Consider the following 24,205-nt stretch of genomic DNA (forward strand, 5'->3'; position numbering starts at 1 on the left):
CCTTACCAGCTGCCGGTATTCTCCATGCTCGCCCAGGGTTCTGCCGGGTCGAGATAGCCGTCCTGCAACAGTTCGACCGAAATCCCGTCTGGCGAGCGGACGAAAGCCATGTGCCCGTCGCGCGGGGGGCGGTTGATAGTGTGGCCGGCATCCATCAGGCGCTGGCAGGTGTCGTAGATATTGTCGACGCGGTAGGCGAGGTGGCCGAAATTGCGGCCGCCGGTGTATTCCTCCGGCGCGCTCCCGTCCTCGGGCGGCCAGTTATAGGTCAGTTCCAGCTCGGCCACGTCCTCCTGCCCCGGCGCGGCGAGGAAGATGAGCGTGAAGCGCCCCTTCTCGCTTTCCTTGCGGCGGACCTCCTCGAGGCCGATGAGCTTGAAGAAATCGATCGCCGCTTGCGGGTCGGCGACGCGGATCATGGTGTGGAGGTAATGGGTCATGCCCCGCCAGATAGGGCGGGCACGCGCAAAGAAAAAGGGGCGCGCCTAGCCAGCACGCCCCTTCATTTTGGCGCCAGTGAATTCTCTAGAAACTGGCGCTAAGCGTGGCGACGATGGTGTCGTCGGTGAAGCCGTCGATCGAAGGTCCTTCAACGCCAACATAGGAAATTCCGAGTTCGAGCGGGCCGGAAGCGACTGAAGCTCCGAGCGACCAGTCGAGGCCGCTGTCGTCGAGATCGCCGGCCAGCAGCGGCGGCGCGAGCACGCCGTCGGTATAGCCGAGGTGCGCCGAGAGCGAGATCGGCGTTGCGGGCAGCGAGAAGCCGAGATCCGAATAGAGATAGAGGTTATCCCCGCCGAGCGAATCCTGGTCCCAGGCATAGGCTGCGCCGACCGTCGCTTCTGCCGGGCCGAGGGTGAAGGCGGCAGAGGCATAGGGCTCGAAATAATTGACTTCCGCGCCGATGTTTTCGGACGGATAGAGGTAATAGAGCAGGCCGACATCGACGGTCACGCCCTCGGCGACATCGCCCGACCAGCCGCCGTAAAGATCGAGCTCGAGCTCGCCATAGGCATCGCCGCCCTCGATCGAGGAGGCCCAGGTGCCGACATAGAAACCGCTTTCATGGCCGACATCGATGCCGCCCTGGATGGCGGGGTCGCCATTCGACAGCGAGACACCGCGGAAACGGTAATCGGTGGTCAGCGCGACATTGGCAGAAACGGTGACAGGACCGGCTTCTTCGGTATCCTGCGCGAGCGCCGCTGAGGGCGCAGTGATGCCGGCTGCAAGAGCGGCGAGCGAAACGGCAAGTTTGCCGCGAAAGGACGTGAGCATTCTCGAAACCCCTTGGTTCGGTTTGGTGCTTCGTCCCACCTGCGTTTTCGCCGGGTCCCGGTTTTAGAGGAGGGCTCCTCGGTCGAAATCGAAAGGAAGGTGCACGATTCGCACACCCCGCGCAAGATGCGTGCGCAATCCATTCGCTTGTGCAGCAAATAGCGTGGCTATTGTGCAACTGCGAAATGGTGCGGATGTGTCCCGCGACTTGCCGCCCCGCCTGCGAGCGCCTAGATGCTCGCCAACCCCCGAGAAAGCCCCGCAACGCCCGCATGTTCGATTCCATCCGTCGCATCTTCTCTTCCGGCCAGCCCGCGCGTCGCACCGCGCGCGTGCCCGATGGAGAGCGCTGGTATGTCATCGGCGACATCCACGGTCGGCGCGACCTGCTCGAAGCGCTGCAGCAGGCCATCGAAAGCGATGACGACGGCGCCAGCGAGACCACTGTGGTCTTCCTCGGCGACCTCGTCGACCGCGGGCCGGACAGCAGGGGCGTAATCAAGCTTGCCCGCAAATGGGGCGAGAGCCGCAAGGTCCGCTACCTTGCCGGCAATCACGAGGAAATGTTCCTCCAGAGCTTCGAGGACAAGGAAGTTCTGCGCCATTTCCTGAAACATGGCGGGCGCGAGACGGTGCTGAGTTACGGCATCGACAAGAAAGCCTATTCCAAGATGAAAATGGGCGAGTTGCAGGATGCGATGCACGAGGCCGTGCCGCAGAAGCATCGCGATTTCCTCGAGAGTTTCGAAGACCTAATCGTCGCGGGCGACTATGTCCTCGTCCACGCAGGGATAAATCCCAAGCTCGCCATCGAGGAGCAGAAGAAGTCGGACCTGCGCTGGATACGCGACCGCTTCCTGAGCCACGAGGAACCCTTCAGCCACGTCGTCGTGCATGGCCACACCATCTTCGAGGATGTGGAACATCGCGACCATCGTATCGGTATCGATACCGGAGCCTTTCGCACCGGGCGCTTGACCGCGCTCGTGCTCGAAGGCAGCGACAGGCGGCTTATCCAGGCCATCGCAGATGACGACGGCGCAATAAAAATCGAAAAGGTGGATGCGTAAATGAAGATCGCAATGGTGGGTTCGGGCTATGTCGGCCTGGTGTCTGGCGCATGTTTCGCCGATTTCGGCCATGACGTGGTCTGCATCGACAAGGACCAGTCGAAAATCGACCGCCTCCACGATGGCATCATGCCCATTTACGAGCCGGGCCTTGCCGAACTGGTCGGCACCAATGTGAAGGCGGGCCGCCTCACCTTCACCACCAGCCTTGCCGAAGGCATCAAGGGCGCGGATGCGATCTTTATCGCCGTCGGCACCCCAAGCCGCCGCGGCGACGGCCATGCCGATCTTTCCTTCGTCTATGCCGTGGCCGAGGAAATCGGCCAGAACCTCGCCAATGACGCGGTCGTGGTGACCAAGTCCACCGTTCCTGTCGGCACGGGCGACGAGGTCGAGCGCATCCTCAAGGACAGCGGAACGAGCCACAAGTTCGCGGTCGTCTCCAATCCCGAATTTCTGCGCGAAGGCGCGGCCATCGGCGATTTCAAACGCCCCGACCGCATCGTCATCGGCGCCGAAGACGAGTTCGGCCGCGAGGTGATGCGCGAGGTTTACCGCCCGCTGTTCCTCAATGAATCGCCGATCCTCTTCACCGGCCGCCGCACCAGCGAGCTCATCAAATACGCCGCCAACGCCTTCCTCGCGACGAAGATCACCTTCATCAACGAAATGGCGGACCTGTGCGAAAAGGTCGGTGCGGACGTGCAGGACGTGTCGCGCGGCATCGGCATGGACAACCGTATCGGCGCCAAGTTCCTCCATGCAGGGCCCGGCTATGGCGGCTCGTGTTTCCCCAAGGACACGCTTGCCCTCCTGAAGACGGCAGAAGACTACGACAGCCCGACGCGCATCGTCGAGGCGGTGGTCAAGGTCAACGACAGCCGCAAGCGCGCGATGGGCCGCAAGGTGCTCGATGCACTGGGCGGCGCGGAAAACGCGCGCGGCAAGAAGGTCGCGCTGCTTGGCCTCACCTTCAAGCCCAACACCGACGACATGCGCGACAGCCCGGCTATCGCCGTGGCGCAGACGCTGACCGATGCGGGGGTGGAAGTGGCCGCTTTCGACCCCGAGGGCATGGAAATTGCCGCGCCGCTGATGCCCGAAGTGACCATGGTCGACGAACCCTATGCCGCCATCGAAGGCGCGGACGCGATTGCCATCGTCACCGAATGGGATGTCTTCCGCGCGCTCGACTTGAAGCGGGTGAAGGAAATCGCCAAGGCCCCGGTCCTAGTCGACCTGCGCAATATTTACCGCCCGGACGACGTGCGCGCTGCGGGTTTCGAATATTCGAGCATCGGGCGCGGCTGACCGCGCCTGTTCAGCCGAACCAGTGGTGGCGGTTGGCCCGGGTTTTCAGCCCGACGACCGCTGCACCTGCCACCAATAGGCCCGAAATAAGGGTGGCGAGCGCAATTGCGCCGTTTTCCTGCCCGCCCTTGAAATAGATGGCCAGAAGCGCCCAGCAGAACACCAGCGCATACCACGGGTTGCCGCGGCTGCGTGCAGTGGCAAGCGCGGCAATCACGCCGCCGACCACGACAAGGATCGCGGTAATCATCGGGAAGTCCCCACCGCCGCCGACGCCATGATAGACGAGGCTCGCCGTGATGTTGACGATGCTGGCAGCCGTCAACCACGCCGCCAGCGCGCTGAAGGTAATGGCGACGATAGTCCGCTCCGCCAGTGAAAAGGGCCGCTCGAAAGCGACCAGCGTGCGCAGGATGGAAAGCAGCGCGGCAAGCGAAGTGAGGATGATGATGGCCGAAAGGAAGGTCAGGTTCGCGAACTGGGTGTAGATGGCCCAGACGCCCTGCATCGAGAGCGCCAGCACCGAGGCCCACCCGATCCGGTCGAGCAGGACATTGTCGCGCTGCGAAGGGAGAGCCTGCCAGATGGCATAGACCGCCGAGCCGAAGAACAGCGGACCCCAGATGGCAAAGGCCCAGCCGGCAGGGGTGATGAGTGTCCTCACGCTGTCCGACCGCTCACCGATCGGATCGCCGAAACCCAGTTGCGGCAGGAAGGTCGCGCCGATCTGGATAACGACGGCAAGGATGATGGCGAGGCGCTGGAAGGCGCTGCGGTGCTTGTGCGTGCTCATAACCGGCCCAATCGCCAGCCAGAGCGCATAGTTCCGTGAATAAGTGCCAGGGGGCCTGTAAGCCGGGTTCTGTCCCGCCCGCGGTATGCTTGCACACCAGCCGCGCGGAGGCAGCCATTCGTCTGGGCCCTGGATTGCTCCAGAGCTCGAGCAGCCAACCCGGGCGGTCGATACGAAACGCATCTGCCAGCAAGCTGGCGCGCCGCCCCTATTTGGCCTTGCTCCGGGTGGGGTTTACCATGCGGGCCGCGTTACCGAAGCCCCGGTGCGCTCTTACCGCACCCTTTCACCCTTGCCTGATCTCCCGAAGGAGCCATCGGCGGTATGCTCTCTGTGGCACTTTCCCTGAGGTTGCCCTCGGCGGGCGTTACCCGCCACCCTTGTTTCGTGGAGCCCGGACTTTCCTCGCGACCGAAATCACGCGGCTGCCCGGCCCCCTGGCGGATGTGCAGATAAGCTGGTCGAGCCGAGATGCCAAGCATGTAACGAAGGTGAAGGTCAGCCTTCAGGTTCCAGTGTCTGGACGGGATAGAAAACCGGATAGATGCCCGGCACGGCCTCGCCGCTCAGCAATGCAGCAGGCGTGAAACGCGCGTGCTCCAGCAAACCCGCGCAAGTCTTCCGGTCGAGAGCGACATCACCGGAAGGATAGGCCATACCGCAACCGGTCGGCTTGCCGTTTTCATCGAGGGTCAGCATGTAGATTGCCCGGCCCCTTCCGACCTTGCCGATGGCGGCAACAAACTCGCTATCGAAAACCTTTTCCCGCCAGGCCTCTTCATCGATGGGTTCGGCCCGATCGTACGGCCTCGGGGAAATGGAAGACGCATCCGGCAAGACATAACGGATCGACTGCTTCATCGTCGTAGCAATCGTGTCGCCGTTTTCATTGCGCGCCGGATCATACTGCGCGTGCCGCAGCATTCCGCTACAGGCAGCGTTGTCGAGCGCTTGCGAACCACTCGTCTGCTCGATCTGGCACGATGTCACCCGCCCTTCGGTTCCAATTCCGATCGACATGACGACAGTCCCCTCTTCTGCATTGCGAAGAGCGGCCGAAGGATATTCCTGCTGGATTTTCCCTGCCCAGACCTGGATATCGCGAGGCGTGGCGCCACGGGGGCCGTCAGCCTCCTGCGCCCATGAGGAAACCGCAGACATTGCGATCGGTGCAACCATCATGGCCGCCAGATATTTGCGAAAATTCTTGTGTATCATGCGTGACCCCTGTCGCAATCGAGCAGCAGTCCGATTTGGTCGCTCGAAATTCGCCGTCGATTTATTCACGAATTTTCTGTGACTGTTAGCGTTCAAAGTCAAACACTTCGCAATAACGGGCCGCTGCCAACCTCGTTAATTGAAACCAATCCAAGGGGTTCGAATGGGTAACCCGTTTAGACTACCCGAAGCGACATTTTCTCTATCGATATCGCCGGCGGTAGGCTCTCTGTGCCTGCTGCCCTTGGCGGGCACGCACATAGGGCCGGTGCCGGCGAACTGGTTGCGCGCTCAGTCGTTCGCGCTGTCGACGTACTGATCGTAAGCTTCGAGTGCCTGCGCAGCGTACATCGCACTCGGCCCTGCGCCCATATAGACTGCAAGCCCCATCGTTTCGGCGATTTCCTCGCGCGTGGCGCCCTTCTTGCGCGCACCTTCGACATGGTAGGTTATGCAGGGGTCGCAGCGCATCGCGACCGAGATGGCAACAGCGAGCAATTCCTTGGTCTTGGCATCGAGCGCACCGCCCTCATGCGCGGCAGCGCCCATTTCGCGGAACGCCTTCATCACTCCCGGAGCCCCCTTGTGGAGCTCCTTGATGGCAGGGATGAGATTGGCGGCCATGCCAGGCCAGTCCTTGAATTCGGTATGCGCCATGTGCGGCTCCTCGCTTGGTTTTCACGAGTCCTGCACGCATCGGGGCGGCGCATCATTGATGCAGGTCAATCCTGCTAGCGCGAAAGTCCCCTGTCGCGATCGAGCAGCAGCTGGAACAGGATCGCCCGCACCTCGCCATCGATTTCGCCATTGATTTTCTCGGGCCGCCAGCGGCGCTGGAAAGCCTCGACCGCCTTGTGGCCGTCCGTGATGTCGTAGCCGAAGCGTTCGAGCGCGAGGTAGAAGGCCGCATCGTTGTCGAACGGGTCGCCGCGTTCGAGCTTCTTGGGGCGCGGCAGGCACAGGCCGTATTCTGCGAGGCGGTCCCACGGGAACAGCTCGCCCGGGTCGATCTTGCGGGCGGGCGCAACGTCCGAGTGGCCGACCACGTTGGCGCGCGGAATGTCGTATTGCTTGACGATGCGGGCCACCAGCGGGACTAGCTTTTCGAACTGCGCATCGGGAAATTCGCAATATCCGTATTTGTGACCCGGATGATCGAGCTCGATTCCGATGCTGGCCGAATTCACGTCCTTGATGCCGCGCCAGTAGGACACGCCGGCATGCCAGGCGCGCTTTTCCTCGGGCACGAGACGAACCACTTCGCCGCCCTTGCCGATCAGGTAATTGGCCGAAACCTTGGCTTCCGGGTCGCACAGCCGTTCGATGGCGAAGCCCTTGTCCTCCATTTCGGTGTAGTGGATCACTACCATGGAGATGGGCAGCTTGCGCTCGTCATGGTTGGGCGAAAGGATCTTGCGGTCGACCAGCTCGTCGTTCGCTTCGGGTAGGCCGGCACCCAGTTCGCCGAAATCGCTCATCCGATCAGGCCCTCGGCTTCGGGAAGCACTGCCCCCAGGACCAGCGTTTCGTCGGTCCGCGCAAATTGCAGCCCGCCGCCTGCGCCTTCGGCAAGCAGGTGGATCATGTGGGCAGCCGCCGTGCGGCTGGAGAGTTCCGAGCGATCGAGACTGCCGTCGAGAGCCTTGCCGATATTGTCGTCGAAACCGATCTTGCTGCCCGTGGCGCGCACAACGATCTCGCAATTGCCCTCGCGTACCTCGGCCCCGATATCGAGCGTCCCGCCGCGCACCAGCGCGTCGAGCGCGATCTGGGCAAAGTTGAGCAGGACCTTCACCGCAGGCTTGGCAAGATTGGCCGCGTCGATGGCCCAGTGGATTTCGACATTGTTCTTGTCGGCTGCCAGCGCATCGATCAGCGCCTTGGGTTCGGCCACGTCGACCCGGTCGCCGAAGCCGCCCGCGGCACCGAAGGCGAGGCGGAAGAACTTGAGCTTGTTGGTCGACGTCGTCGCGCTTTGTTCGAGCAGCGCGATGACGCTCTTTCGCATTTCCGGGTCGTCTTCCATGGCCAGCAGCTCGAGCCCGTTGTTGAGCGCGCCGACCGGGCTCAGCATGTCGTGGCAGAGGCGCGAGCAAAGCATTGCCGCAAGGTCAACTGATTGGCTGTCGTCCATGTATTTCCTGTCGAAACTCGAAATTTATCGTCTTCTAGCGAGAGGTTGTCACATAGGGAAGCGCGGCGAACCCCGCAGCCCCTTCGCGCCAGAAGGTGACTCGCCCTGCCGCGATAATCGCCCAGACCACCCCCTGCCCGGTCGCCATCGCCTCGTCGGTAGCCGACGGACGGGCGAGGCCATTGGGATGCGAGTGGTAATAGCCGAGCACCTGCGGTCCGCCATTCCGCGCGGCGCGGTGGGCATCAACCAGCGCCTGCGGGTCGATTTCGAAATGGGTTTCGGGATCGGGATGGACGTTGGCGCCGGGCTGGAGGGAGGTGACGATCAGCCCCTCACCGAGCAATATCCCGCAGCACTCGCGAGGGAGCGCGCTTTCGGCCTCGGCGAGCAGCCGATCCAACACATTGCTTGAGACTTCCAGCGTCATCGCGCATGGCCCTAGCATGGCTGAGCCAGAAGTCCTCACCGGAACGCTCGAAACCGCAGGCCGCCTCGACAAGGCGCTGGCGGAGGCGACGGGCCTGTCGCGCGAGCGTGTGAAGGGGTTGATTGCCGACGGAATGGTGGAAGTGGGTGGAAAGCCCGCGAAATCGGGCTCGGCCAAGCTCACGGGAGGGGAGACTTACAGCATTGCCCTGCCCCCGCCCGAACCGCTCGAAACCGTGGCGCAAGACATCCCGCTCGATGTCGTCTTCGAGGACGAGCACTTGCTGGTCGTCAACAAGCCGGCGGGCATGGTCGTTCACCCCGCGGCCGGAAATCCCGACGGCACACTGGTCAACGCGCTGCTCTTTCACTGCGAAGGCCAGCTTTCTGGCATCAACGGGGTGGCGCGGCCGGGTATCGTCCACCGCATCGACAAGGACACCTCGGGCCTGCTGGTCGTCGCGAAAAGCGATGCCGCGCACGAGGGGCTGGCGAAGCAGTTCGCAGACCATTCCATCACGCGCCGCTATCTCGCGGTGTGCGCCGGACATCCCAATCCGCCGTCGGGCAGCGTCTCGGGCCGCATCGGGCGTTCGGACAAAGACCGCAAGAAAATGGCCGTCCTCCCCGATACTTCCACCCGCGGGAAACACGCGGTCACGCATTTCGAGACCGTCAGGCTGCTGGACCACGCCGCGCTCCTCGAATGCCGGCTTGAAACAGGGCGCACACATCAGGTCCGTGTTCACTGCGCGTCAATCGGTCATCCGCTATTGGGAGACCCTGTTTACGGGCGTACTCCCAAGCCGCTTCGCGCGCTTCTCCAGCAGCTGCAATTCGCGCGCCAGGCGCTGCACGCAGCAAGGCTCGGATTCATACATCCTATCAGCGGTGAAAGCTTGGATTTCTGCGCCGAATTGCCCGCCGATATGGCGGAACTTATCGACGAAACCGCACGTTGATATCGACGAAAGTTAATGCAAATTCGCGCCGTTTGCGCTATAGGAATGCACGTGGCCCGAAAGACCGGATGCCCAGCAGGGGTCCGGCGCATGAGGTCGACGAAAGAAAGGTCAGGGTACAAGTGAGCAGTACAAGAAGTTTGAGCGTTCCGGCGCTCGGTGGTGAGCAGAGCCTCAACCGCTATCTTTCCGAAATCAAGAAGTTCCCGATCCTCACGCAGGAACAGGAATATATGCTCGCCAAGCGTTATGAAGAGCATGGCGACAGCGAAGCTGCAGCGCAGCTCGTCACCTCGCACCTGCGCTTGGTGTCGAAGATTGCCATGGGCTATCGCGGCTACGGCCTGCCCGTTTCGGACCTCATTTCCGAAGGCAATGTCGGCCTGATGCAGGGCGTGAAGAAATTCGAAGCCGATCGCGGCTTCCGCCTCGCCACCTATGCCATGTGGTGGATCAAGGCGAGCATCCAGGAATATATCCTTCGTTCGTGGTCCCTCGTGAAGATGGGCACCACCGCTGCGCAGAAGAAGCTGTTCTTCAACCTGCGCCGCATGAAGAAGAACCTCGATGCCTACGAGGACACCGACCTCCATCCGGACGACGTGCAGAAGATTGCGACCGACCTCGGCGTGCCCGAGCAGGAAGTGGTCAATATGAACCGCCGGATGATGATGGGTGGCGATGGCTCGCTCAACGTGCCGATGCGCAATGGCGAAGAAGGTTCGGGCGAATGGATGGACTGGCTGACGGACGACCGTCCGCTGCAGGACGAGACCGTCGCCGACGCCGAGGAAGCGCAGGTTCGCCACGAAATGCTGGGCGAGGCGATGGAAGCGCTTAACGAGCGCGAACAGCACATCCTCACCGAACGCCGCCTGACGGAAAACCCGCAGACGCTCGAGGAACTCAGCCAGGTCTACAACGTCAGCCGCGAACGCATCCGCCAGATCGAAGTGCGCGCATTCGAGAAGCTGCAGAAGGCGATGAAAGCCATCGCCGGCGAAAGGCTGCTACCGGGCGTCGCCTGATAGCGACATTTGAACATCGAAGCGGCGCGAAGGGATGGACCTTTCGCGCCGCTTTTTCGTAAGGACGGCGCAATGATACGCTGGATTTCCGTGTTCTTCCTCAAGCTGGCGCTGGGCCTGTTCGCGCTCAGTCTGCTGTTGGTCGTCCTGTTCAAATTCGTTCCCGTGCCTGTCACCGCGACGATGGTGATGGACGGCTACGGCATCACAAAGGACTGGGAGCCGCTGTCCGACATCGACCGCAACCTTGTGCGCGCGGTGATTGCGGCGGAGGACGGCAAGTTCTGCAGCCACGAAGGTTTCGACCGCAAGGCCATCGAGGACGCGATAAAGAGCAATGCCAAGGGAGGGCGCATCCGCGGCGGTTCGACCATCAGCCAGCAGACCGCGAAGAACGTCTTCCTGTGGCAGGGTGGCGGCTATTTCCGCAAAGGGGTGGAGGCCTATTTCACATTCCTGATCGAGAAAGCCTGGGGCAAGCGGCGCATCATGGAAGTCTATCTCAACGTCGCGGAGACCGGCATCGGGACTTACGGGGCGGAGGCCGGGGCGCAGCGCTATTTCGGCAAGCCCGCCAATTCGTTGACCACGCTGGAGGCCGCGCGCATGGCGGCCGCGCTTCCCCTTCCCAAGGAGCGTTCGGTCAAGAACCCGACCGGCTGGCTGCGCGGCCATGGCAATACGATTGCCGCGCGGATCGGCCAGGTCCGGCGCGACGGTCTCGACGCCTGCGTCTATGAGTAGCGCCTACGTCCCGCGTGACCCCAATGCGCCGCCGCCCAAACGCCTGCGCAAGCCGAAATCGAAAAACAAATGGGGCTGCGGCCTGTTCATCGTGCCGCTGGTGCTGGCTGCTTTCTATGCCTTCATGGAAGCAAAGAACTGGCATCCTTCGGACGATGACTATCCGGCACAGGGCATCGATATCTCGCACCATCAGGGGGCCATCGACTGGTCGCTATTGCCGGACCAGGGTGTCGACTTCGCCTATATCAAGGCCACCGAAGGGGGCGATTTCGTCGACCCGCGCTTCGCCGAGAACTGGGAGGCGGCAGGTGAGGCGGGCATCGCACGCGGGGCCTATCACTTCTTCACGCTATGCAAGCCGGGCGCGGAGCAGGCAGCCAACTTCATTGCGACCGTCCCGCGAGACGAGCGGGCTCTCCCGCCGGTGGTGGACCTCGAATATATGGGCAATTGCTCAGAGCGCCCGAAGCTCGACGATGTGCGGGCGGAACTGGGCGACTATCTGCGACTGGTAGAGGCACACTACGGCAAACCCGCCGTGCTCTACCTGACCGAGGAATTCGACGAGGAATATGCCATCAGCGAGAATTTCGACCGTCCGCTGTGGCTACGTTCGCTCGTCCTCGAACCCGAGTTCGGCGCCCGAGACTGGACCTTCTGGCAAGTGTCGAACTTCCGCCAGCTTGAGGGGATGCAGGGCCGCGTCGACTGGAATGTCATGCAAGAGACGGCTCTCACCATCCAGCCGACACCCGTTCCCGAAGCCACCTCATCAAGCCCCTAATCGCTTGCCTACTTGTGAGAATGATATAACATTGCAGTCCTGATATTCCGTATCATACTGAATTTTCGCGGATTTTTCTTGAAGGCCTCTCCTGCTTTCGCCTAATCCGCGTCATAGGGACGCGAGAAGAGAGGGGCATTGCCGCCAGTGGGAATTGGACACAGCCACAGCCACGATGACGGGCATGACCACGGCCACGGGCATGCGCACGCCCCCAAGGATTTCGGCCGCGCCTTCCTCATCGGCATCGTGCTCAACACCGGCTTCGTCATCGTCGAGGCGGTTTACGGCTGGCTCTCGGGTTCGATGGCCCTCATCGCCGACGCCGGGCACAACCTCTCCGACGTCCTCGCCCTGCTCCTCGCCTGGGGCGCGAGTGTCGCAGCGAAGAAGCCGCCATCTGGACGTTTCACCTATGGCTACAAGAGCTCGACCATCCTTGCCGCGCTCGCCAATGCGGGGCTGCTGCTGGTGGCCATCGGCGCGATTGCCTTCGAGACCTTCCACCGCATGGCCGAACCTGCACCCGTACAAGGTATGACCATGGTCATCGTTGCCGGGATAGGCATCGCCATCAACACCGGCACCGCGCTGATGTTCATGCGCGGGCGCGAGAACGACATCAACGTGCGCGGTGCCTTCCTTCACATGGCCGCCGATGCGCTGGTCAGCGTGGGGGTGGTCCTCGCCGGTTTTGCCATCCTGATGACCGGCGCATTGTGGATCGACCCCGTGGTGAGCATGATCATCGTGCTGGTCATCGCGTGGGGCACTTGGGGCCTTCTGAAAGACAGCGTGGCAATGAGCCTGCTCGCCGTCCCCAAGGGTATTTCCGAAAGCAAGGTTCGCGGTTACCTTGCAGGGCTCGAGGGGGTGAAGGAAATCCACGAACTGCACATCTGGCCCATGTCGACGACCGAAACGGCGCTCACCGCGCATCTCGTCATGCCTGCCGGACATCCGGGTGACGAATTCCTCCGGGAGGTGAGCGAGGAGTTGGAACACCATCACCGCATCGGCCACGCGACAATCCAGGTCGAAACCTCTCGCATCCATTGCACGGGTAGGTGCTGATGCAGCCAGCCAGCCGAGAAGCACGTGAGCGCCTCAAGGCAGCCATGGCGCGCCTCGCTGGCGGGGAGCGCAAGGCGCTTGAAGATATTTATCGCGCAACCTCGGCGAAACTTTTCGGAATTTGCCTTCGTATCTTGAAAGACGAGAAGGAAGCCGAGGACGCCTTGCAGGACGTCTACATCACCCTCTGGCGGCGTGCAGACCGCTACGACCCCGAGCGGGCCAGCCCGATCAGCTGGCTCGCCACCTTCGCGCGCAACCGCGCCATCGACCGGCTGCGCGTGGGCAAGGTCCGCGCGGGCAGCGTTGGCGAGGAACAGGCGGCGCCGGTGGCCGATAAGACCCCACTCGCCGACAGCCTTCTCATCGACGAGGAACGCGACGCGCGCGTCCACACCTGCCTCGAAACGCTGGACGAGAAACCCCGCGATGCCATCCGCACGGCATTCTTCGAAGGCCGCACCTATGCCCAGATTGCCGAGGAAGGCGGCGTCCCGCTCGGCACGATGAAAAGCTGGGTGCGGCGCGGCTTGCAGAAACTCAAAGCGTGTATGGAGAGGGGCGAATGAGCGACGAACCTGCCCCCGAGGAAATGCTGGCTGCCGAATATGCGCTCGGCCTGCTCGAAGGCGAGGAACTGCTCGCCGCGCGTGGCCGCGAGGCATCCGACCCGGCCTTTGCTACCGAAGTGGCACAGTGGCAGGAGCGGCTTGCTCCGCTTCTCGACGAGATTTCGCCAGCCACGCCGCGCGAGGAAGTCTGGCTGCGTATCAGTGCTGAGCTCGAAGGATCCGGCCGGGAAGCAGACGTCATCTCGCTCAAGACCCGCATACGCCAATGGCAACTCGCAACCGGAGTGGCTGCGGCGGCTGCCGTTGCGGCATTCGCCCTGCTGTTCACCATTCCGGTACAGACCAATCCGCCGGCGCCCCAGGCCCCGCTCGCCGCGTCGATACCGATTGGCGACACGCAATTGCGCCTGGCCGTCACCTATCTGCCCGAGAGCGAGGAATTGCTTATCTCGGCCAGCGGCCTCACCGCTGATGGTGTCCACGACCACGAACTTTGGCTGGTCCCGCAAAGCGAGGACACGCCGCTGCTCTCGCTTGGTGTTGTGGCACCGGGCGAAGAGCGCCGCATCCAGCTCACCCCGGCGGTGGCAGCTGAAATGGCAGACGGATCCGGCCTCGTCCTGACCCGCGAGCCGCTCGGCGGAAAACCGCGCGACGCCGACGCCGGACCGGTGGTCGCCGAAGGACGCATGCAAAAAATTTGAAGCCGGGTGCATCCGCCGCGCGGGGCGCTTCGTAACTCTTCGCACAAGTTGGACGGGGCTTGTGAGGAAAGAGGAGTTACCAATGACCATTTCGACCCAGCTCAAGGCCGCAGCCGCAGCATCCATCCTCGCGATGGGCGGTGTCACGCTTGCCGCCAGCGTCCCCGCCGCCGCGCACAACCACAAGGCCAAGCCCGCGCAGGCGCCGGCCAATATCGTCCAGACCGCCATCGGCACCGGTGTGCACGAGACGCTGGTCGCCGCCGTCCAGGCCGCAGACCTCGTGGACACGTTGTCCTCGCCCGGCCCCTTCACCGTCTTCGCGCCGACCGACGATGCTTTCGCTGCCCTGCCCGACGGCACGGTGAGCACGCTGCTCGAGCCGCAGAACAAGCACCAGTTGCAGGACATCCTGAAGTATCATGTCGTCGCAGGCCGCGTACCGGCCGCGGCGCTGTCGGCAGCCATCAAGAAGCACGGTGGCACCTACACCTTCGACACGGTCGCGGGCGAGGAACTGACCGCCAGCTTCAGTGGCGACAACAACATCGTGATTACCGACGGCGCCAACCGCACCAGCACGGTCACCATGGCCGACGTGAAGACCACCAACGGCGTCATCCATGTAACCGACGGTGTTTTCCTGCCGGGCTGACACCACCAGTTCCATCACGCCGCTTTGGGTCACCTCCCCCTTAAAGGTGAGCGGCGTCACTGCCCCGCCCGGCCATCTCATCGGCCCGGCGGGGCTTTTTTGCACCCCGAACGCAAAAGCGCCGCGCAGTCCCGAGACTACGCGGCGCCTTGAAATTCTTGGGAAAAGGTCGGCTTAGGCCGCTTCTTCCTTCGGACCGTGGACCTGGATGGGTTCCTTCTTGCCCTCGACCACATCGGCATCGATGACGATTTCGGTCACGCCGTCCATGTCGGGCAGGTCGAACATCGTGTCGAGCAGGATGCCCTCGACGATCGAGCGCAGGCCGCGGGCGCCGGTCTTGCGGGCGATGGCCTTCTCGGCGATCTTCTGCAGCGCGTCCTGCTTGAAGGTCAGCTCGACATTCTCGAGCTCGAACAGCTTCGCATACTGCTTGCACAGCGCGTTCTTCGGCTCGGTCAGGATGGTGATGAGCGCATCGGTGTCGAGGTCGCGGAGCGTCGCGATGACCGGCAGGCGGCCGACGAATTCGGGGATCAGGCCGAACTTCAGCAGATCTTCCGGCTCGCCCTTTTCAAGCAGCTCGCCGATGCGGCGCTTGTCGGGGTCGGCGACATGCGCGCCGAAACCGATCGAACGCTTCTGCAGGCGGTCGGCGATGATTTTTTCAAGACCCGCAAACGCGCCGCCACAGATGAACAGGATGTTCGTCGTGTCGACCTGCAGGAATTCCTGCTGCGGATGCTTGCGGCCACCCTGCGGCGGAACCGAGGCGGTGGTGCCTTCCATCAGCTTGAGCAGCGCCTGCTGCACGCCTTCGCCCGACACGTCGCGGGTGATGGAGGGGTTTTCGGCCTTGCGGGTGATCTTGTCGATTTCGTCGATGTAGACGATGCCGTGCTGTGCCTTCTCCACATTGTAGTCGGAGGCCTGCAGCAGCTTGAGGATGATATTCTCCACGTCCTCGCCCACGTAACCGGCTTCGGTCAGCGTGGTCGCGTCGGCCATGGTGAAGGGGACGTCGAAGGTGCGCGCCAGCGTCTGCGCCAGCAGCGTCTTGCCGCAGCCGGTCGGGCCAACGAGCAGGATGTTCGACTTGGCCAGCTCGACATCGCCGGCCTTGCCGCCATGCTTCAGGCGCTTGTAGTGGTTGTGCACGGCGACCGAGAGAACGCGCTTGGCGCGGTCTTGGCCGATGACATAGTCGTTGAGCGTTTCGAAGATTTCCTTCGGGGTGGGGACGTCGCCGTCCTTCTTGCCCGAGATGCCGGCCTTGGTTTCTTCGCGGATGATGTCGTTGCACAGTTCGACGCATTCATCGCAGATGAACACGGTCGGGCCCGCAATCAGCTTGCGGACTTCGTGCTGCGACTTGCCGCAGAAGCTGCAGTACAGCGTGGATTTGCTATCGGTTCCGGTCAACTTCGTCATTTCCTGCTCTGCCCCCGCCTAGCCCTACAATACAGGGATTCGCCGACTCTAGGCCGGTGGGGGATTCGGTCAATATGTCACCTACCACCAACCCCTTGCCATAAGCTGAAGGCGCGAGGTTGCGGTTTTCCTAGGACAATAATGCAACAGTCCCCCTCGGGGACAAAATCTGCGAGGGTTACTGTAGAGTAAAGCTTACTCGGGCGCGCCGCCCGAGCCCTTGTCCTCGTCCTTGATGGGCTCGTCGTCACCCTCGGTATCGGGACGCGTTTCGAAGACCTTGTCGACGAGGCCGAACTTCATTGCTTCGTCGGCTTCGAGGAAGGTGTCGCGGTCCATCGCCTTTTCGATTTCTTCCAGGCTGCGGCCGGTGAACTTCACATAAAGGTCGTTCATGCGCTTGCGGATGCGCAGGATTTCGCGGGCCTGGATTTCGATATCCGAAGCCATGCCGCGCGCGCCGCCCGAAGGCTGGTGGATCATCACGCGGGCGTTGGGCAGCGCGATACGCATGCCGGGTTCGCCAGCGGCAAGCAGGAAGCTGCCCATGCTGGCGGCCTGGCCCATGACCACGGTCGAAACACGCGGCTTGATGTACTGCATGGTGTCGAAAATCTGCAGGCCGGCCGTCACCACGCCGCCCGGCGAATTGATGTACATGCTGATCGGCTTGGAGGGATTTTCGCTTTCGAGGAACAGCAGCTGCGCGGTAATCAGCGACGCCATGCCGTCTTCGATCTGGCCGGTGACGAACACGATACGTTCGCGCAGCAGGCGGCTGAAGATGTCGAAGGCGCGTTCGCCGCGGCTGGACTGTTCGACCACGGTCGGCACCAGCGCCCCGGTGAGGGGATCGCGGGTGAACTGGCCCTGCGTGCCGTATGCTTCGCTGCCGAAGAGGTCGATCATGAAAATCCTTCCGTCTGAATATCGAGCGCCTATGTCGCCATCGCGGGCGCGATGTTCAAGGGGGTTAACCCTGCGCAGGCGCGGTTTTTCCCCGCTCGGCCGCCTGGCGCTGTTTCAGCTCGACGAGGAAACCGTGGAGCACCTCGGTCGAAAGGCCGTGAAGCATGAGGCGGAAACCGGCCTTCAGCGTGCTTTCGGGAACCAGCGGGTGGGCGTTGGTGACCATGGCGAGGTGCTGTTCCTCCCCCGTAAGCCGCGCACAATAGAGGCCGATGGTCTCGTCGAGCTGGAGCGAATTGGCGGCGCGCCAGAAATCGCGGTCGGTCAGCCAGAAGGCATAGGCCGGCGTGTACATCTCGATCGCCGTCTGGAGGTCGATCTTGTTGAAGCGCCCCTTCGGCATATCGTCGATCTTCACCGCCTCGGGATCGATGGCGGAGAAGTCGAGGCTCTCGGCCTTTTTCAAGCTCACCCCGCGCTTATCCATCTCGTGACTGAGCTGGATGAGGAAGTTGTAGATGTTGAGGTCGTGCTTCAGGAAAAGGTTGTCGCGCACGCCGTCGACATCCTTCGGGTCCATCGGCTCGAGCACGGGGCGGAAACCCGGCGTCACATTGTCGGCAATGAAGAGCAGGATTTGCGAGCCCAGGTGAAAGTGCCGCAGGATCAGCCAGTTGGCATCGGGGGTGAGGAAACGCTTCATCCCCGTCGCAATCATCCAGTGCAGGAACTTCGGCGCATGCGGGAAGCGCGGGAAGACCGCCTTGAAGACCTGCGCCAGCACGATCGTCAGCCGCGCGAGCGGACGCACGAAGGGCAGCAGGAACTGGCGGCTTGCCGAACGTTGGTCGCGCAGCAGCGCGGCCTTAGCTGCGGGGTCGAAGGGCAGCGAGCGGTCCATTGCCAGCGCCGCCCATGGGTCGGGGTCTGCCGGATCGTGGACGCCGAAGGCATGGACGATGGGCTCGTCATGCGCGGTCCCGGGATGCGGCCTCTTAGCGACCTTGGCGTCAGACATTGTCGATTTCTTCGAGCTGCAAACGGTAGAGCCGCGCGACGATTTTCGCGTGGCGAACGATATCCGCGCCGACTTCTTCGGACGTGACCGCCATTTCCATCGCCTCGTCGAATTCGTCGAGATGGTGGCTGTCGTTGACCGCATGGTACTTGAAGAAGCTCACCGCTTCGTCGGGTAGGTCGAGCTGCTTCTGAATGAGCTCGGACCACGGCCCCGCGATGCGATTGCCCAGCCCCTCGATGATGAACATCGCGCCGAGCAGTCCCACGGGGTCGGGCTTGGAGGCGGCATGGTACATGAAGGCCGACAGCGCTTCCGAACCGACGTTCTTGGGCGCGTTCTGGATTTCCTCGCGCGCGCCGCCGACGGCGACGTAGCAATCCTCCAGCATGCGGAAATCGCGGTGCTCTTCCTGCGCATGCGACAGGAACATGCTGCGCAAATCCTCATGCGTGGGTGTGAGGCTGGAGGACGCGCGCGCAATCCAGCGGCTGCCTTCGATGACCTGCTGGCGGAGGTTGCGCAGCAACGCCCGGTAATCCTCGATACGCCACTTGCCTGCATGGAGCCGCGAGACCAGCGGTACGGTCATCAGCGCGCTTTCGAAATCAATCCAGACCTGCGCCAACTGGCGATGGGTCTTGGCTAGCGGCGCGTCGGGCCGTCCTGCTTCTGCGTTCATTTCGCGTCCCTCCCGTCATGCGGGCCGACAACCGTCATCCCCGCGTAGGCCATCACACATTGCCCGCTTTCGGGCACGGCGCAAAGCACCGTCTGTCCTTCCTCCAGCTTCGCGCTTTTCAGCAGGTCGTCGAGGATGAGGAAAATCGAGGCCGCGCCGACATTGCCCTTGGTGGCGAGGTTCGAGAACCAGCGCTCCTCGGGTATCATGCAGCCCGCCTTGGTCGCTTGTTTTATCATCTCCTCGCGCAACGAATGGGCGGAGTAATGGATGGCGAACCAGTCGACCGCGTCGGGCTCGATCAGCCCCTCGTCGACCAGCCTCATGAACTCGCCGAGCCACACCGGGAGCATGCGGTAAAGCGCATCGACGTCCTGCCGCAGCTGGAAAGCGCCCGCCTGCGCGGCGGCGCGAATGTTTTCATGGTGCGACCACGGGGTGAGGCTGCCCTCCCTGTCGCGCACCGAGCCAGCGGTCATGCATGGCTCGAACCGGTCGGCGAAACTGCGCAGGCTGACCCAGTCCACCCGCAGCGACAGGCCGCGACTGGCCGGGCGGTCCTCGAGCAGCACTGCAGCCGCGCCGTCGCTCAGCGTCCAGCGCAGGAAGCCCGCATCGCCCGGCAGCGTCCCGTCTTGGAGCACGCTGTCGGTACCCTCGTAGAAACCGGGCCGGAAATAGCGACTGGCAAATTCGCCCCCGCCGACCAGCGCCGCGCGGTGCTCGCCCGATTTTACCTGCAAGTAGGCAGATTTGAGCGCCATCATCGAACTGGCGCAGACCGATTGCATGCTGGCAAGTTCGAGCGGCGGCAGTCCCAGTTCACCATGCACCTGGCTGGCGAGGCCCGGCACCATCAAGTCGTTCTGCGTGGTCGAAGTGGCGAGATAGCCGACCTGCTTCGCATCGATTTCGGCATCGTCGAGCGTCGAGCGAACCGCCTGCCCGAGCATTTTCGCAATCGTCCAGTCGGTCGTTCCGTCGGGCTTCATCGCATAGTGGCGGGTCGCAATCCGGTTCTGGCGCAGGACCAGCCGCCCGAGCCGTTCCGCCTGTGGCGAAAGGCGGCCGATATGGTCGGCCATATGGGCATTATCGACAGGGTCTCCGGGAAGGAACTGACCCGATGCGGTGATGTATACCATGGCCCCGATGTCGGTATTCGTTCATCGGCGCGCAAGGCAGGGCAGCATTTTTCCCAATGAAATCAGGCAGCGCGGACGTGTTCGAGGAACTCGGCCACCTGCGCACGCAGGACTTCGGCCTGTTGTTCGAGCGAAGTGCAGCCGGTGAGGACCTGGCTGGCCGCAGCACCCGTTGCGAGCGCCATGCGGCTGACCTCGTCCATGTCGCCGCTGACGGCCTCGGTGTTGCGCGCGGCGGCATCGATGCTGCGGGCGAGTTCCTGACCCGCGACCGCCTGCTGGTCGACGGCGGCGGCAATCGAGGTCGAGGTGACGCCCAATTGGCCGACTTCCTCGGTAATCTTGCGGAGCGCGCCGGCGCTGGCCGAGGACGAGCCCTGGATGAGCTTGATCTGCGCTTCGACTTCCTCGGTCGCGCGCGCGGTCTGCGCGGCGAGTTCCTTGACCTCGCTCGCCACCACGGCGAAGCCGCGGCCCGCCTCGCCGCCACGCGCAGCCTCGATGCTGGCATTGAGCGCGAGCAAATTGGTGCGCTGGGCAATCTGGCCGATCATCTCGACGACCTGACCGACATGGGTTGCCATCTGGTCGAGGTCGGAAATCGTGCGGTCGGCGTCCTGCGCGGCAGTGTTGGCATGCCCTGCACGCTCGGCACTGGAGGCGGCCTGACGGCTGATCTCGCCGATCGACATGACGAATTCGTCCGAAGCAGCGGCCGCGCCGGTTACGCCTTCGCTCGTCTCGGCCAGCAGGCGCGAGGCGTTGACGACGCGCTGCGAGGACATTTCGGCATTGTCCGACATGGTCCGCGCCGCATCCTTGAGCTGGCCGCTGGCGGCGGCGACATCATGCGCGACACCGCTGACCATCTGTTCGAACGCATCGGCGAGGTTCTGGATGGCGGCGACCTTGCGGTCGCGCTCTTCCGACGAGGCGACCTGCGATTCGAGCTGGTCGTTGGCGGCCTGACGTGCGGCTTCCTGGATGACGCGCAGGCTTTCCAGCGCGCGGGCCATCTCGCCGATTTCGTCCTGACGGTGAATTTCGGGAATTTCGAGGTCGCTCGCGCCTTCGGCGAGCAGCGTGCTGGTTTCGCCAATGTTGCGGATGGGGGCGACAACGCGGCGCGCCATCAGCTTGCGACCAAGGAACACGGTCACCAGCGAGGCGAGGCCGAGCAAGACCATCACCGCGATGAAGGTCTCGATTTCCTCGCCCTGCGCGCGCTGGACGCGGTAAAGGCTCACTTCCGAACGATTGCGCAGCGAATTGGAAATCTGGCCAACCGCATAGCCATGCTTGAAGGCCGGGATGACGCCGGCGTAGATATCTTCGGGTGCCGTGGTGTAGAGCGCGGATAGCGCGGCCTTGAGCCCGACAAGTTCTTCGCGAATTTGCGCGATGTCCTCCTGCGCGGCAGGGTCTGCGTCTCCGACCAGTTCGGACAGCGCCTCGTTCTGCTCGGTCGCGCGCTCGACCAGCTCGATGGCGGTGTCGAGGTCCTGCGCCCGGTTGCCCTCGTCGAGGAAGTTGCCGAGGCTTTCCTGCGAGGCATGCACATCGGCTCCGGTCCGGGAAACCAGCAGCACGCTCTCGGTAATCTGGGTGAGTTCGTCGGAATGCGACTGGACGCGCTTGAAGCCGAATGCGGCGACAACACACAGCACCACCACGCCGATTGCGAAAGCGGCGAACAGGCCGTTCATCTGGCGCGCGATCGACTTACCGCCCCCGCCGATGGAATGCTCGGTGGCCTCGAATTCGTAACTATCGCTATAGGACAATGGACTCTCACTCGCACTTCGATGCGGGCCATGCCGTCCGGCACTGTGCAGGAAAGTCGGCGCGCAGCCGGATGGCGGGCGAATGCCCTGCCCCCGACAGCATCTTGCGACCCCATGCGACCCCGATTGGTCTTTTCGGCTTACGCGCGGACGCCGAATCATTCCGTTCGTCCGCTTGCCCTCCTCCTAGATCGCGAAGGTAATATAACAGTTAACCATCCGGCGCCCGTTTGCCCGTTTCAAACCGCCACCCAACTCGCCGTTCATCGGATGCGCTGAGCGCTCGTCGGGCTTGGTTCGTCATTCATCGACAGCGCCTTGGGTGTATTGGCTACATTTGTAAACGGCGCATCCGGTCTTGAGGAGAAACTAGTGTCGCGACTTCGGAATTCCTGCCTGCTGACCCTTGCCAGCCTGCTATGCCTGCCCGCCCCGCTGGCTGCGCGCGAGGAAGCAGCCATGGCCAGTCCGGAGCGCGGCCCGACGCAACGCGCACGGGTCTACGAGCCACAGTACTTCGCCCAGTTTGCCCCGCGCAACGCGCTCGACATGGTCAGCCGGATCCCCGGCTTCACCATTTCCGGCGGCAATGATGGCGGCCAACGCGGATTGGGCCAGGCCGACCAGAACGTGCTCGTCAATGGAGAGCGGTTTTCGAGCAAGTCGGATTCGGTACGCGACCAGCTGAGCCGCATTCCCGCAAGCGATGTCGTCCGCATCGAACTGGTCGATGGCAACACGCTCGACGTGCCGGGACTCACGGGGCTCGTCGCCAATGTCATCTACACGAGCACCGGCCCTTCGGGGCAGTTCCAGTGGAACACCGGTTTCCGGCCGCACAATACCGAAGCCCAGCTCTACGGCGGGGAAATTTCTCTGACCGGCAGCGAAGGTGCTCTCGATTTCACGATCTCGCTGTCGAACGAGAACAACCGGTTCGGCGCCGACGGCCCCATCACCATCACCGGCCCGGACGGCGAACTCATCGAGGAACAATACTCGCAATTCTCTGGCGGCTTCGACAATCCCAAGCTCACCACCGCCTTCACCTATGATTTCGGCAGCGAGACAGTCGGCAATCTCACCCTCAGCTATGGCGAAGACTTCTTCTTCGTCGACGGGACCGAAGATGCGACCTCGCCCGGCGGCCCCGACCGGCTCCAGGATAACGGGCGCAGGGAGAACGGGCCCGAATATGAAATCGGCGCGGACATCGAATTCCCGCTCGGCCCGGGCAAGCTGAAGCTCATCGGGCTCGAACGGTTCGAGCGCGACAATTTCTCCAGTTTCCTCGTCGACACCTACGCCGACGACACGCCCGCCGCAGGATCGCGCTTCAACCAGACGAACGGGATCGGAGAGCGCATCGGCCGCCTCGAATACGGCTGGAACATGCTTTCGGCCGACTGGCAGGTTTCGGGCGAAGCCGCCTTCAACCGATTGGACAGGACATCATCGCTCTTCGTCCTCGAAGATACCGGAGAGTACGTCGAATTGGACTTTCCCGCGGGCACGGGCGGTGTCACCGAGGACCGCTACGAGGGCAGTCTATCGTTTTCGAAACAATTGTCCCCGACACTTTCGATGCAGGCCATTGGCGCAATGGAGTTCTCGCGCATCGAACAGACCGGCTCTGCTGCCAATTCACGCTCTTTCCAGCGTCCCAAGGGCTCGCTGGCGACGACATGGAAGCCAGCCGACGACTTCGACATCTCGCTGACCGTGGAACGCAGCGTGAGCCAGCTGTCCTTCGGCGATTTCCTGGCCAGCGTCTCGCTCGACAATGACAACGAGAACGGCGGCAACAACGAACTGGTGCCCTTCCAGAGCTGGGGCTTCGAGGTCGAAGCGAACAAGACGCTCGGCCCGTGGGGATCGCTCACCCTGGAACTCGAACACGACTGGTTCGAGGACTGGATCGACTGGTTCCCGCTCGACGATGGCGGGGAAGCGCGCGGCAATGTGGGGGATGCAGAGCGCACCAAGCTGCAATTGACCGGGACGCTCAATCTCGACCCCCTTGGAATTTCCGGAGCCCGTCTCGATCTGCGCACCGCCAAGCGATGGATGGACACGACCGACCCCTTCACCGGCGAGAGCCGCGCCATTTCGGGCGCACAATACGACTTCATCGACCTCGATTTCCGGCACGACATTCCCGCAACCGACCTTGCCTGGGGGGCCTCGCTCTACAGCAACAACAATGTCGGCTACTTCCGCCGCTATGAAGAGGGGCGCGAATGGGAAGGCCCCAGTTTCGTAAGCCTGTTCGTAGAGCACAAGGACGTGTTCGGCCTGACCGTGCAGGCACGGGCCGGCAACCTGCTCGGCGCGCGCAACAAGTTCTACCGGACCGTCTACGAGACCTCCCGTCCGTCGGACGACGTCGCCTTTCGCGAAGCGGTGGACCGGCGTATCGGCCCCATCTTCCGCTTCTCGGTCAGCGGGGACTTCTAACCTGCGTGCTTGCATTGTCC

At 62.9% G+C, this 24,205-nt stretch carries 25 protein-coding genes and 1 other RNA gene; 11 read left to right on the top strand and 15 right to left on the bottom strand.

What is annotated here, in order from left to right:
- Nucleotides 1–2: 2 nt before the first annotated feature.
- Both K3152_RS07350 and K3152_RS07355 read right to left on the bottom strand, forming a co-directional pair.
- On the bottom strand, nucleotides 3–440 hold the full coding sequence (locus K3152_RS07350) for a VOC family protein (protein WP_221573455.1): 438 nt from the start codon (nucleotides 438–440) through the stop codon (nucleotides 3–5).
- A gap of 85 nt (nucleotides 441–525) precedes the next feature.
- Nucleotides 526–1,278, bottom strand: coding sequence for a TorF family putative porin (locus K3152_RS07355; RefSeq protein ID WP_221573456.1), 753 nt, complete (start codon nucleotides 1,276–1,278; stop codon nucleotides 526–528).
- Nucleotides 1,279–1,550: 272 nt separating this feature from the next.
- On the opposite strand from K3152_RS07355, the gene K3152_RS07360 reads away from it, so the two are divergent.
- Together K3152_RS07360 and K3152_RS07365 are read left to right on the top strand one after the other, a co-directional pair.
- Nucleotides 1,551–2,348, top strand: a complete 798-nt coding sequence (locus K3152_RS07360; protein WP_221573457.1) for a metallophosphoesterase family protein — start codon at nucleotides 1,551–1,553, stop codon at nucleotides 2,346–2,348.
- Nucleotides 2,349–3,659, top strand: coding sequence for a UDP-glucose dehydrogenase family protein (locus tag K3152_RS07365; RefSeq protein ID WP_221573458.1), 1,311 nt, complete (start codon nucleotides 2,349–2,351; stop codon nucleotides 3,657–3,659).
- Nucleotides 3,660–3,669: 10 nt separating this feature from the next.
- Here the strand turns inward: K3152_RS07365 and K3152_RS07370 are convergent, their stop codons facing one another.
- The 7 genes from K3152_RS07370 to K3152_RS07400 form a co-directional block, all read right to left on the bottom strand.
- On the bottom strand, nucleotides 3,670–4,452 hold the full coding sequence (locus K3152_RS07370; protein WP_221573459.1) for a hypothetical protein: 783 nt from the start codon (nucleotides 4,450–4,452) through the stop codon (nucleotides 3,670–3,672).
- Nucleotides 4,453–4,494: 42 nt separating this feature from the next.
- Nucleotides 4,495–4,893: RNase P RNA component class A (gene rnpB, locus K3152_RS07375), an RNA gene on the bottom strand.
- Nucleotides 4,894–4,950: 57 nt separating this feature from the next.
- Nucleotides 4,951–5,670: an energy transducer TonB gene (locus K3152_RS07380; protein WP_221573460.1), complete on the bottom strand. Its 720-nt coding sequence runs from the start codon at nucleotides 5,668–5,670 to the stop codon at nucleotides 4,951–4,953.
- Between the two features lie 291 nt (nucleotides 5,671–5,961).
- Nucleotides 5,962–6,327 carry a carboxymuconolactone decarboxylase family protein gene (locus K3152_RS07385; protein WP_221573461.1) on the bottom strand — a complete coding sequence of 122 codons (366 nt, stop codon included), beginning with the start codon at nucleotides 6,325–6,327 and terminating at the stop codon, nucleotides 5,962–5,964.
- 74 nt (nucleotides 6,328–6,401) lie between these two features.
- Complete coding sequence (locus K3152_RS07390; RefSeq protein ID WP_221573462.1) at nucleotides 6,402–7,148, bottom strand: N-acetylmuramoyl-L-alanine amidase; 747 nt, start codon at nucleotides 7,146–7,148, stop codon at nucleotides 6,402–6,404.
- Nucleotides 7,145–7,804: a histidine phosphotransferase family protein gene (locus K3152_RS07395; protein ID WP_221573463.1), complete on the bottom strand. Its 660-nt coding sequence runs from the start codon at nucleotides 7,802–7,804 to the stop codon at nucleotides 7,145–7,147. Before K3152_RS07395 ends, K3152_RS07390 begins: the two co-directional genes overlap by 4 nt.
- A 34-nt stretch (nucleotides 7,805–7,838) precedes the next feature.
- Nucleotides 7,839–8,234, bottom strand: coding sequence for a M67 family metallopeptidase (locus K3152_RS07400; protein ID WP_221573464.1), 396 nt, complete (start codon nucleotides 8,232–8,234; stop codon nucleotides 7,839–7,841).
- Between the two features lie 16 nt (nucleotides 8,235–8,250).
- Here K3152_RS07400 and K3152_RS07405 point away from each other — a divergent pair, with 16 nt between their 5' ends.
- The 8 genes from K3152_RS07405 (at nucleotide 8,251) to K3152_RS07440 (ending at nucleotide 14,759) form a co-directional block, all read left to right on the top strand.
- Entirely contained in the window at nucleotides 8,251–9,195 is a 945-nt protein-coding gene (locus tag K3152_RS07405) for an RluA family pseudouridine synthase (RefSeq protein ID WP_221573465.1), read from the top strand.
- Nucleotides 9,196–9,263: 68 nt separating this feature from the next.
- Complete coding sequence (gene rpoH, locus K3152_RS07410) at nucleotides 9,264–10,223, top strand: RNA polymerase sigma factor RpoH (RefSeq protein WP_247713261.1); 960 nt, start codon at nucleotides 9,264–9,266, stop codon at nucleotides 10,221–10,223.
- 72 nt (nucleotides 10,224–10,295) lie between these two features.
- Nucleotides 10,296–10,967, top strand: coding sequence for a monofunctional biosynthetic peptidoglycan transglycosylase (gene mtgA / locus K3152_RS07415; RefSeq protein WP_221573467.1), 672 nt, complete (start codon nucleotides 10,296–10,298; stop codon nucleotides 10,965–10,967).
- The gene (locus K3152_RS07420) at nucleotides 10,960–11,754 is read left to right on the top strand and encodes a glycoside hydrolase family 25 protein (RefSeq protein ID WP_247713262.1); all 795 of its coding nucleotides are present in this window, start codon (nucleotides 10,960–10,962) and stop codon (nucleotides 11,752–11,754) included. Before mtgA ends, K3152_RS07420 begins: the two co-directional genes overlap by 8 nt.
- A gap of 147 nt (nucleotides 11,755–11,901) precedes the next feature.
- Nucleotides 11,902–12,828, top strand: coding sequence for a cation diffusion facilitator family transporter (locus tag K3152_RS07425; RefSeq protein ID WP_221573468.1), 927 nt, complete (start codon nucleotides 11,902–11,904; stop codon nucleotides 12,826–12,828).
- Entirely contained in the window at nucleotides 12,828–13,397 is a 570-nt protein-coding gene (locus K3152_RS07430) for a sigma-70 family RNA polymerase sigma factor (protein WP_221573469.1), read from the top strand. The genes K3152_RS07425 and K3152_RS07430 overlap by 1 nt, the downstream gene beginning before the upstream one ends.
- Nucleotides 13,394–14,104 carry an anti-sigma factor gene (locus K3152_RS07435; protein WP_221573470.1) on the top strand — a complete coding sequence of 237 codons (711 nt, stop codon included), beginning with the start codon at nucleotides 13,394–13,396 and terminating at the stop codon, nucleotides 14,102–14,104. The genes K3152_RS07430 and K3152_RS07435 overlap by 4 nt, the downstream gene beginning before the upstream one ends.
- 82 nt (nucleotides 14,105–14,186) lie before the next feature.
- The gene (locus tag K3152_RS07440; RefSeq protein WP_221573471.1) at nucleotides 14,187–14,759 is read left to right on the top strand and encodes a fasciclin domain-containing protein; all 573 of its coding nucleotides are present in this window, start codon (nucleotides 14,187–14,189) and stop codon (nucleotides 14,757–14,759) included.
- A 174-nt stretch (nucleotides 14,760–14,933) separates the two neighbouring features.
- On the opposite strand, the gene clpX is transcribed toward K3152_RS07440, so the two are convergent.
- The 6 genes from clpX to K3152_RS07470 form a co-directional block, all read right to left on the bottom strand.
- Nucleotides 14,934–16,190, bottom strand: a complete 1,257-nt coding sequence (gene clpX / locus K3152_RS07445) for an ATP-dependent Clp protease ATP-binding subunit ClpX (protein WP_221573472.1) — start codon at nucleotides 16,188–16,190, stop codon at nucleotides 14,934–14,936.
- 195 nt (nucleotides 16,191–16,385) lie between these two features.
- Nucleotides 16,386–17,099 carry an ATP-dependent Clp protease proteolytic subunit gene (locus K3152_RS07450; RefSeq protein WP_221573473.1) on the bottom strand — a complete coding sequence of 238 codons (714 nt, stop codon included), beginning with the start codon at nucleotides 17,097–17,099 and terminating at the stop codon, nucleotides 16,386–16,388.
- 64 nt (nucleotides 17,100–17,163) lie between these two features.
- On the bottom strand, nucleotides 17,164–18,117 hold the full coding sequence (locus tag K3152_RS07455; protein WP_221573474.1) for a DUF6999 family protein: 954 nt from the start codon (nucleotides 18,115–18,117) through the stop codon (nucleotides 17,164–17,166).
- Entirely contained in the window at nucleotides 18,110–18,799 is a 690-nt protein-coding gene (locus tag K3152_RS07460; protein ID WP_221573475.1) for an iron-containing redox enzyme family protein, read from the bottom strand. Before K3152_RS07460 ends, K3152_RS07455 begins: the two co-directional genes overlap by 8 nt.
- The gene (locus tag K3152_RS07465) at nucleotides 18,796–19,944 is read right to left on the bottom strand and encodes a 3-oxoacyl-[acyl-carrier-protein] synthase III C-terminal domain-containing protein (RefSeq protein ID WP_221573476.1); all 1,149 of its coding nucleotides are present in this window, start codon (nucleotides 19,942–19,944) and stop codon (nucleotides 18,796–18,798) included. The genes K3152_RS07460 and K3152_RS07465 overlap by 4 nt, the downstream gene beginning before the upstream one ends.
- Nucleotides 19,945–20,006: 62 nt before the next feature.
- On the bottom strand, nucleotides 20,007–21,728 hold the full coding sequence (locus K3152_RS07470) for a methyl-accepting chemotaxis protein (RefSeq protein ID WP_221573477.1): 1,722 nt from the start codon (nucleotides 21,726–21,728) through the stop codon (nucleotides 20,007–20,009).
- Between the two features lie 372 nt (nucleotides 21,729–22,100).
- Here K3152_RS07470 and K3152_RS07475 point away from each other — a divergent pair, with 372 nt between their 5' ends.
- Nucleotides 22,101–24,185, top strand: a complete 2,085-nt coding sequence (locus tag K3152_RS07475; protein ID WP_345719776.1) for a TonB-dependent receptor plug domain-containing protein — start codon at nucleotides 22,101–22,103, stop codon at nucleotides 24,183–24,185.
- Nucleotides 24,186–24,205: the final 20 nt, after the last annotated feature.

It is taken from the genome of Qipengyuania polymorpha, from assembly GCF_019711435.1.
Taxonomy (GTDB): Bacteria; Pseudomonadota; Alphaproteobacteria; order Sphingomonadales; family Sphingomonadaceae; genus Qipengyuania; species Qipengyuania polymorpha.

Bases quoted from the DNA above. Each gene is read 5' to 3' on its own strand.
- K3152_RS07430 (WP_221573469.1), top strand. From the start codon at position 12,828: ATGCAGCCAGCCAGCCGAGAAGCACGTGAGCGCCTCAAGGCAGCCATG.
- K3152_RS07440 (WP_221573471.1), top strand. From the start codon at position 14,187: ATGACCATTTCGACCCAGCTCAAGGCCGCAGCCGCAGCATCCATCCTC.
- rpoH (WP_247713261.1), top strand. From the start codon at position 9,264: ATGCCCAGCAGGGGTCCGGCGCATGAGGTCGACGAAAGAAAGGTCAGG.
- K3152_RS07455 (WP_221573474.1), bottom strand. From the start codon at position 18,117: ATGTCTGACGCCAAGGTCGCTAAGAGGCCGCATCCCGGGACCGCGCAT.
- K3152_RS07460 (WP_221573475.1), bottom strand. From the start codon at position 18,799: ATGAACGCAGAAGCAGGACGGCCCGACGCGCCGCTAGCCAAGACCCAT.
- K3152_RS07370 (WP_221573459.1), bottom strand. From the start codon at position 4,452: ATGAGCACGCACAAGCACCGCAGCGCCTTCCAGCGCCTCGCCATCATC.
- K3152_RS07405 (WP_221573465.1), top strand. From the start codon at position 8,251: ATGGCTGAGCCAGAAGTCCTCACCGGAACGCTCGAAACCGCAGGCCGC.
- K3152_RS07385 (WP_221573461.1), bottom strand. From the start codon at position 6,327: ATGGCGCATACCGAATTCAAGGACTGGCCTGGCATGGCCGCCAATCTC.
- K3152_RS07360 (WP_221573457.1), top strand. From the start codon at position 1,551: ATGTTCGATTCCATCCGTCGCATCTTCTCTTCCGGCCAGCCCGCGCGT.
- K3152_RS07365 (WP_221573458.1), top strand. From the start codon at position 2,349: ATGAAGATCGCAATGGTGGGTTCGGGCTATGTCGGCCTGGTGTCTGGC.
- K3152_RS07435 (WP_221573470.1), top strand. From the start codon at position 13,394: ATGAGCGACGAACCTGCCCCCGAGGAAATGCTGGCTGCCGAATATGCG.
- clpX (WP_221573472.1), bottom strand. From the start codon at position 16,190: ATGACGAAGTTGACCGGAACCGATAGCAAATCCACGCTGTACTGCAGC.
- mtgA (WP_221573467.1), top strand. From the start codon at position 10,296: ATGATACGCTGGATTTCCGTGTTCTTCCTCAAGCTGGCGCTGGGCCTG.
- K3152_RS07420 (WP_247713262.1), top strand. From the start codon at position 10,960: ATGAGTAGCGCCTACGTCCCGCGTGACCCCAATGCGCCGCCGCCCAAA.
- K3152_RS07465 (WP_221573476.1), bottom strand. From the start codon at position 19,944: ATGGTATACATCACCGCATCGGGTCAGTTCCTTCCCGGAGACCCTGTC.
- K3152_RS07400 (WP_221573464.1), bottom strand. From the start codon at position 8,234: ATGACGCTGGAAGTCTCAAGCAATGTGTTGGATCGGCTGCTCGCCGAG.
- K3152_RS07350 (WP_221573455.1), bottom strand. From the start codon at position 440: ATGACCCATTACCTCCACACCATGATCCGCGTCGCCGACCCGCAAGCG.
- K3152_RS07390 (WP_221573462.1), bottom strand. From the start codon at position 7,148: ATGAGCGATTTCGGCGAACTGGGTGCCGGCCTACCCGAAGCGAACGAC.
- K3152_RS07450 (WP_221573473.1), bottom strand. From the start codon at position 17,099: ATGATCGACCTCTTCGGCAGCGAAGCATACGGCACGCAGGGCCAGTTC.
- K3152_RS07355 (WP_221573456.1), bottom strand. From the start codon at position 1,278: ATGCTCACGTCCTTTCGCGGCAAACTTGCCGTTTCGCTCGCCGCTCTT.
- K3152_RS07380 (WP_221573460.1), bottom strand. From the start codon at position 5,670: ATGATACACAAGAATTTTCGCAAATATCTGGCGGCCATGATGGTTGCA.
- K3152_RS07395 (WP_221573463.1), bottom strand. From the start codon at position 7,804: ATGGACGACAGCCAATCAGTTGACCTTGCGGCAATGCTTTGCTCGCGC.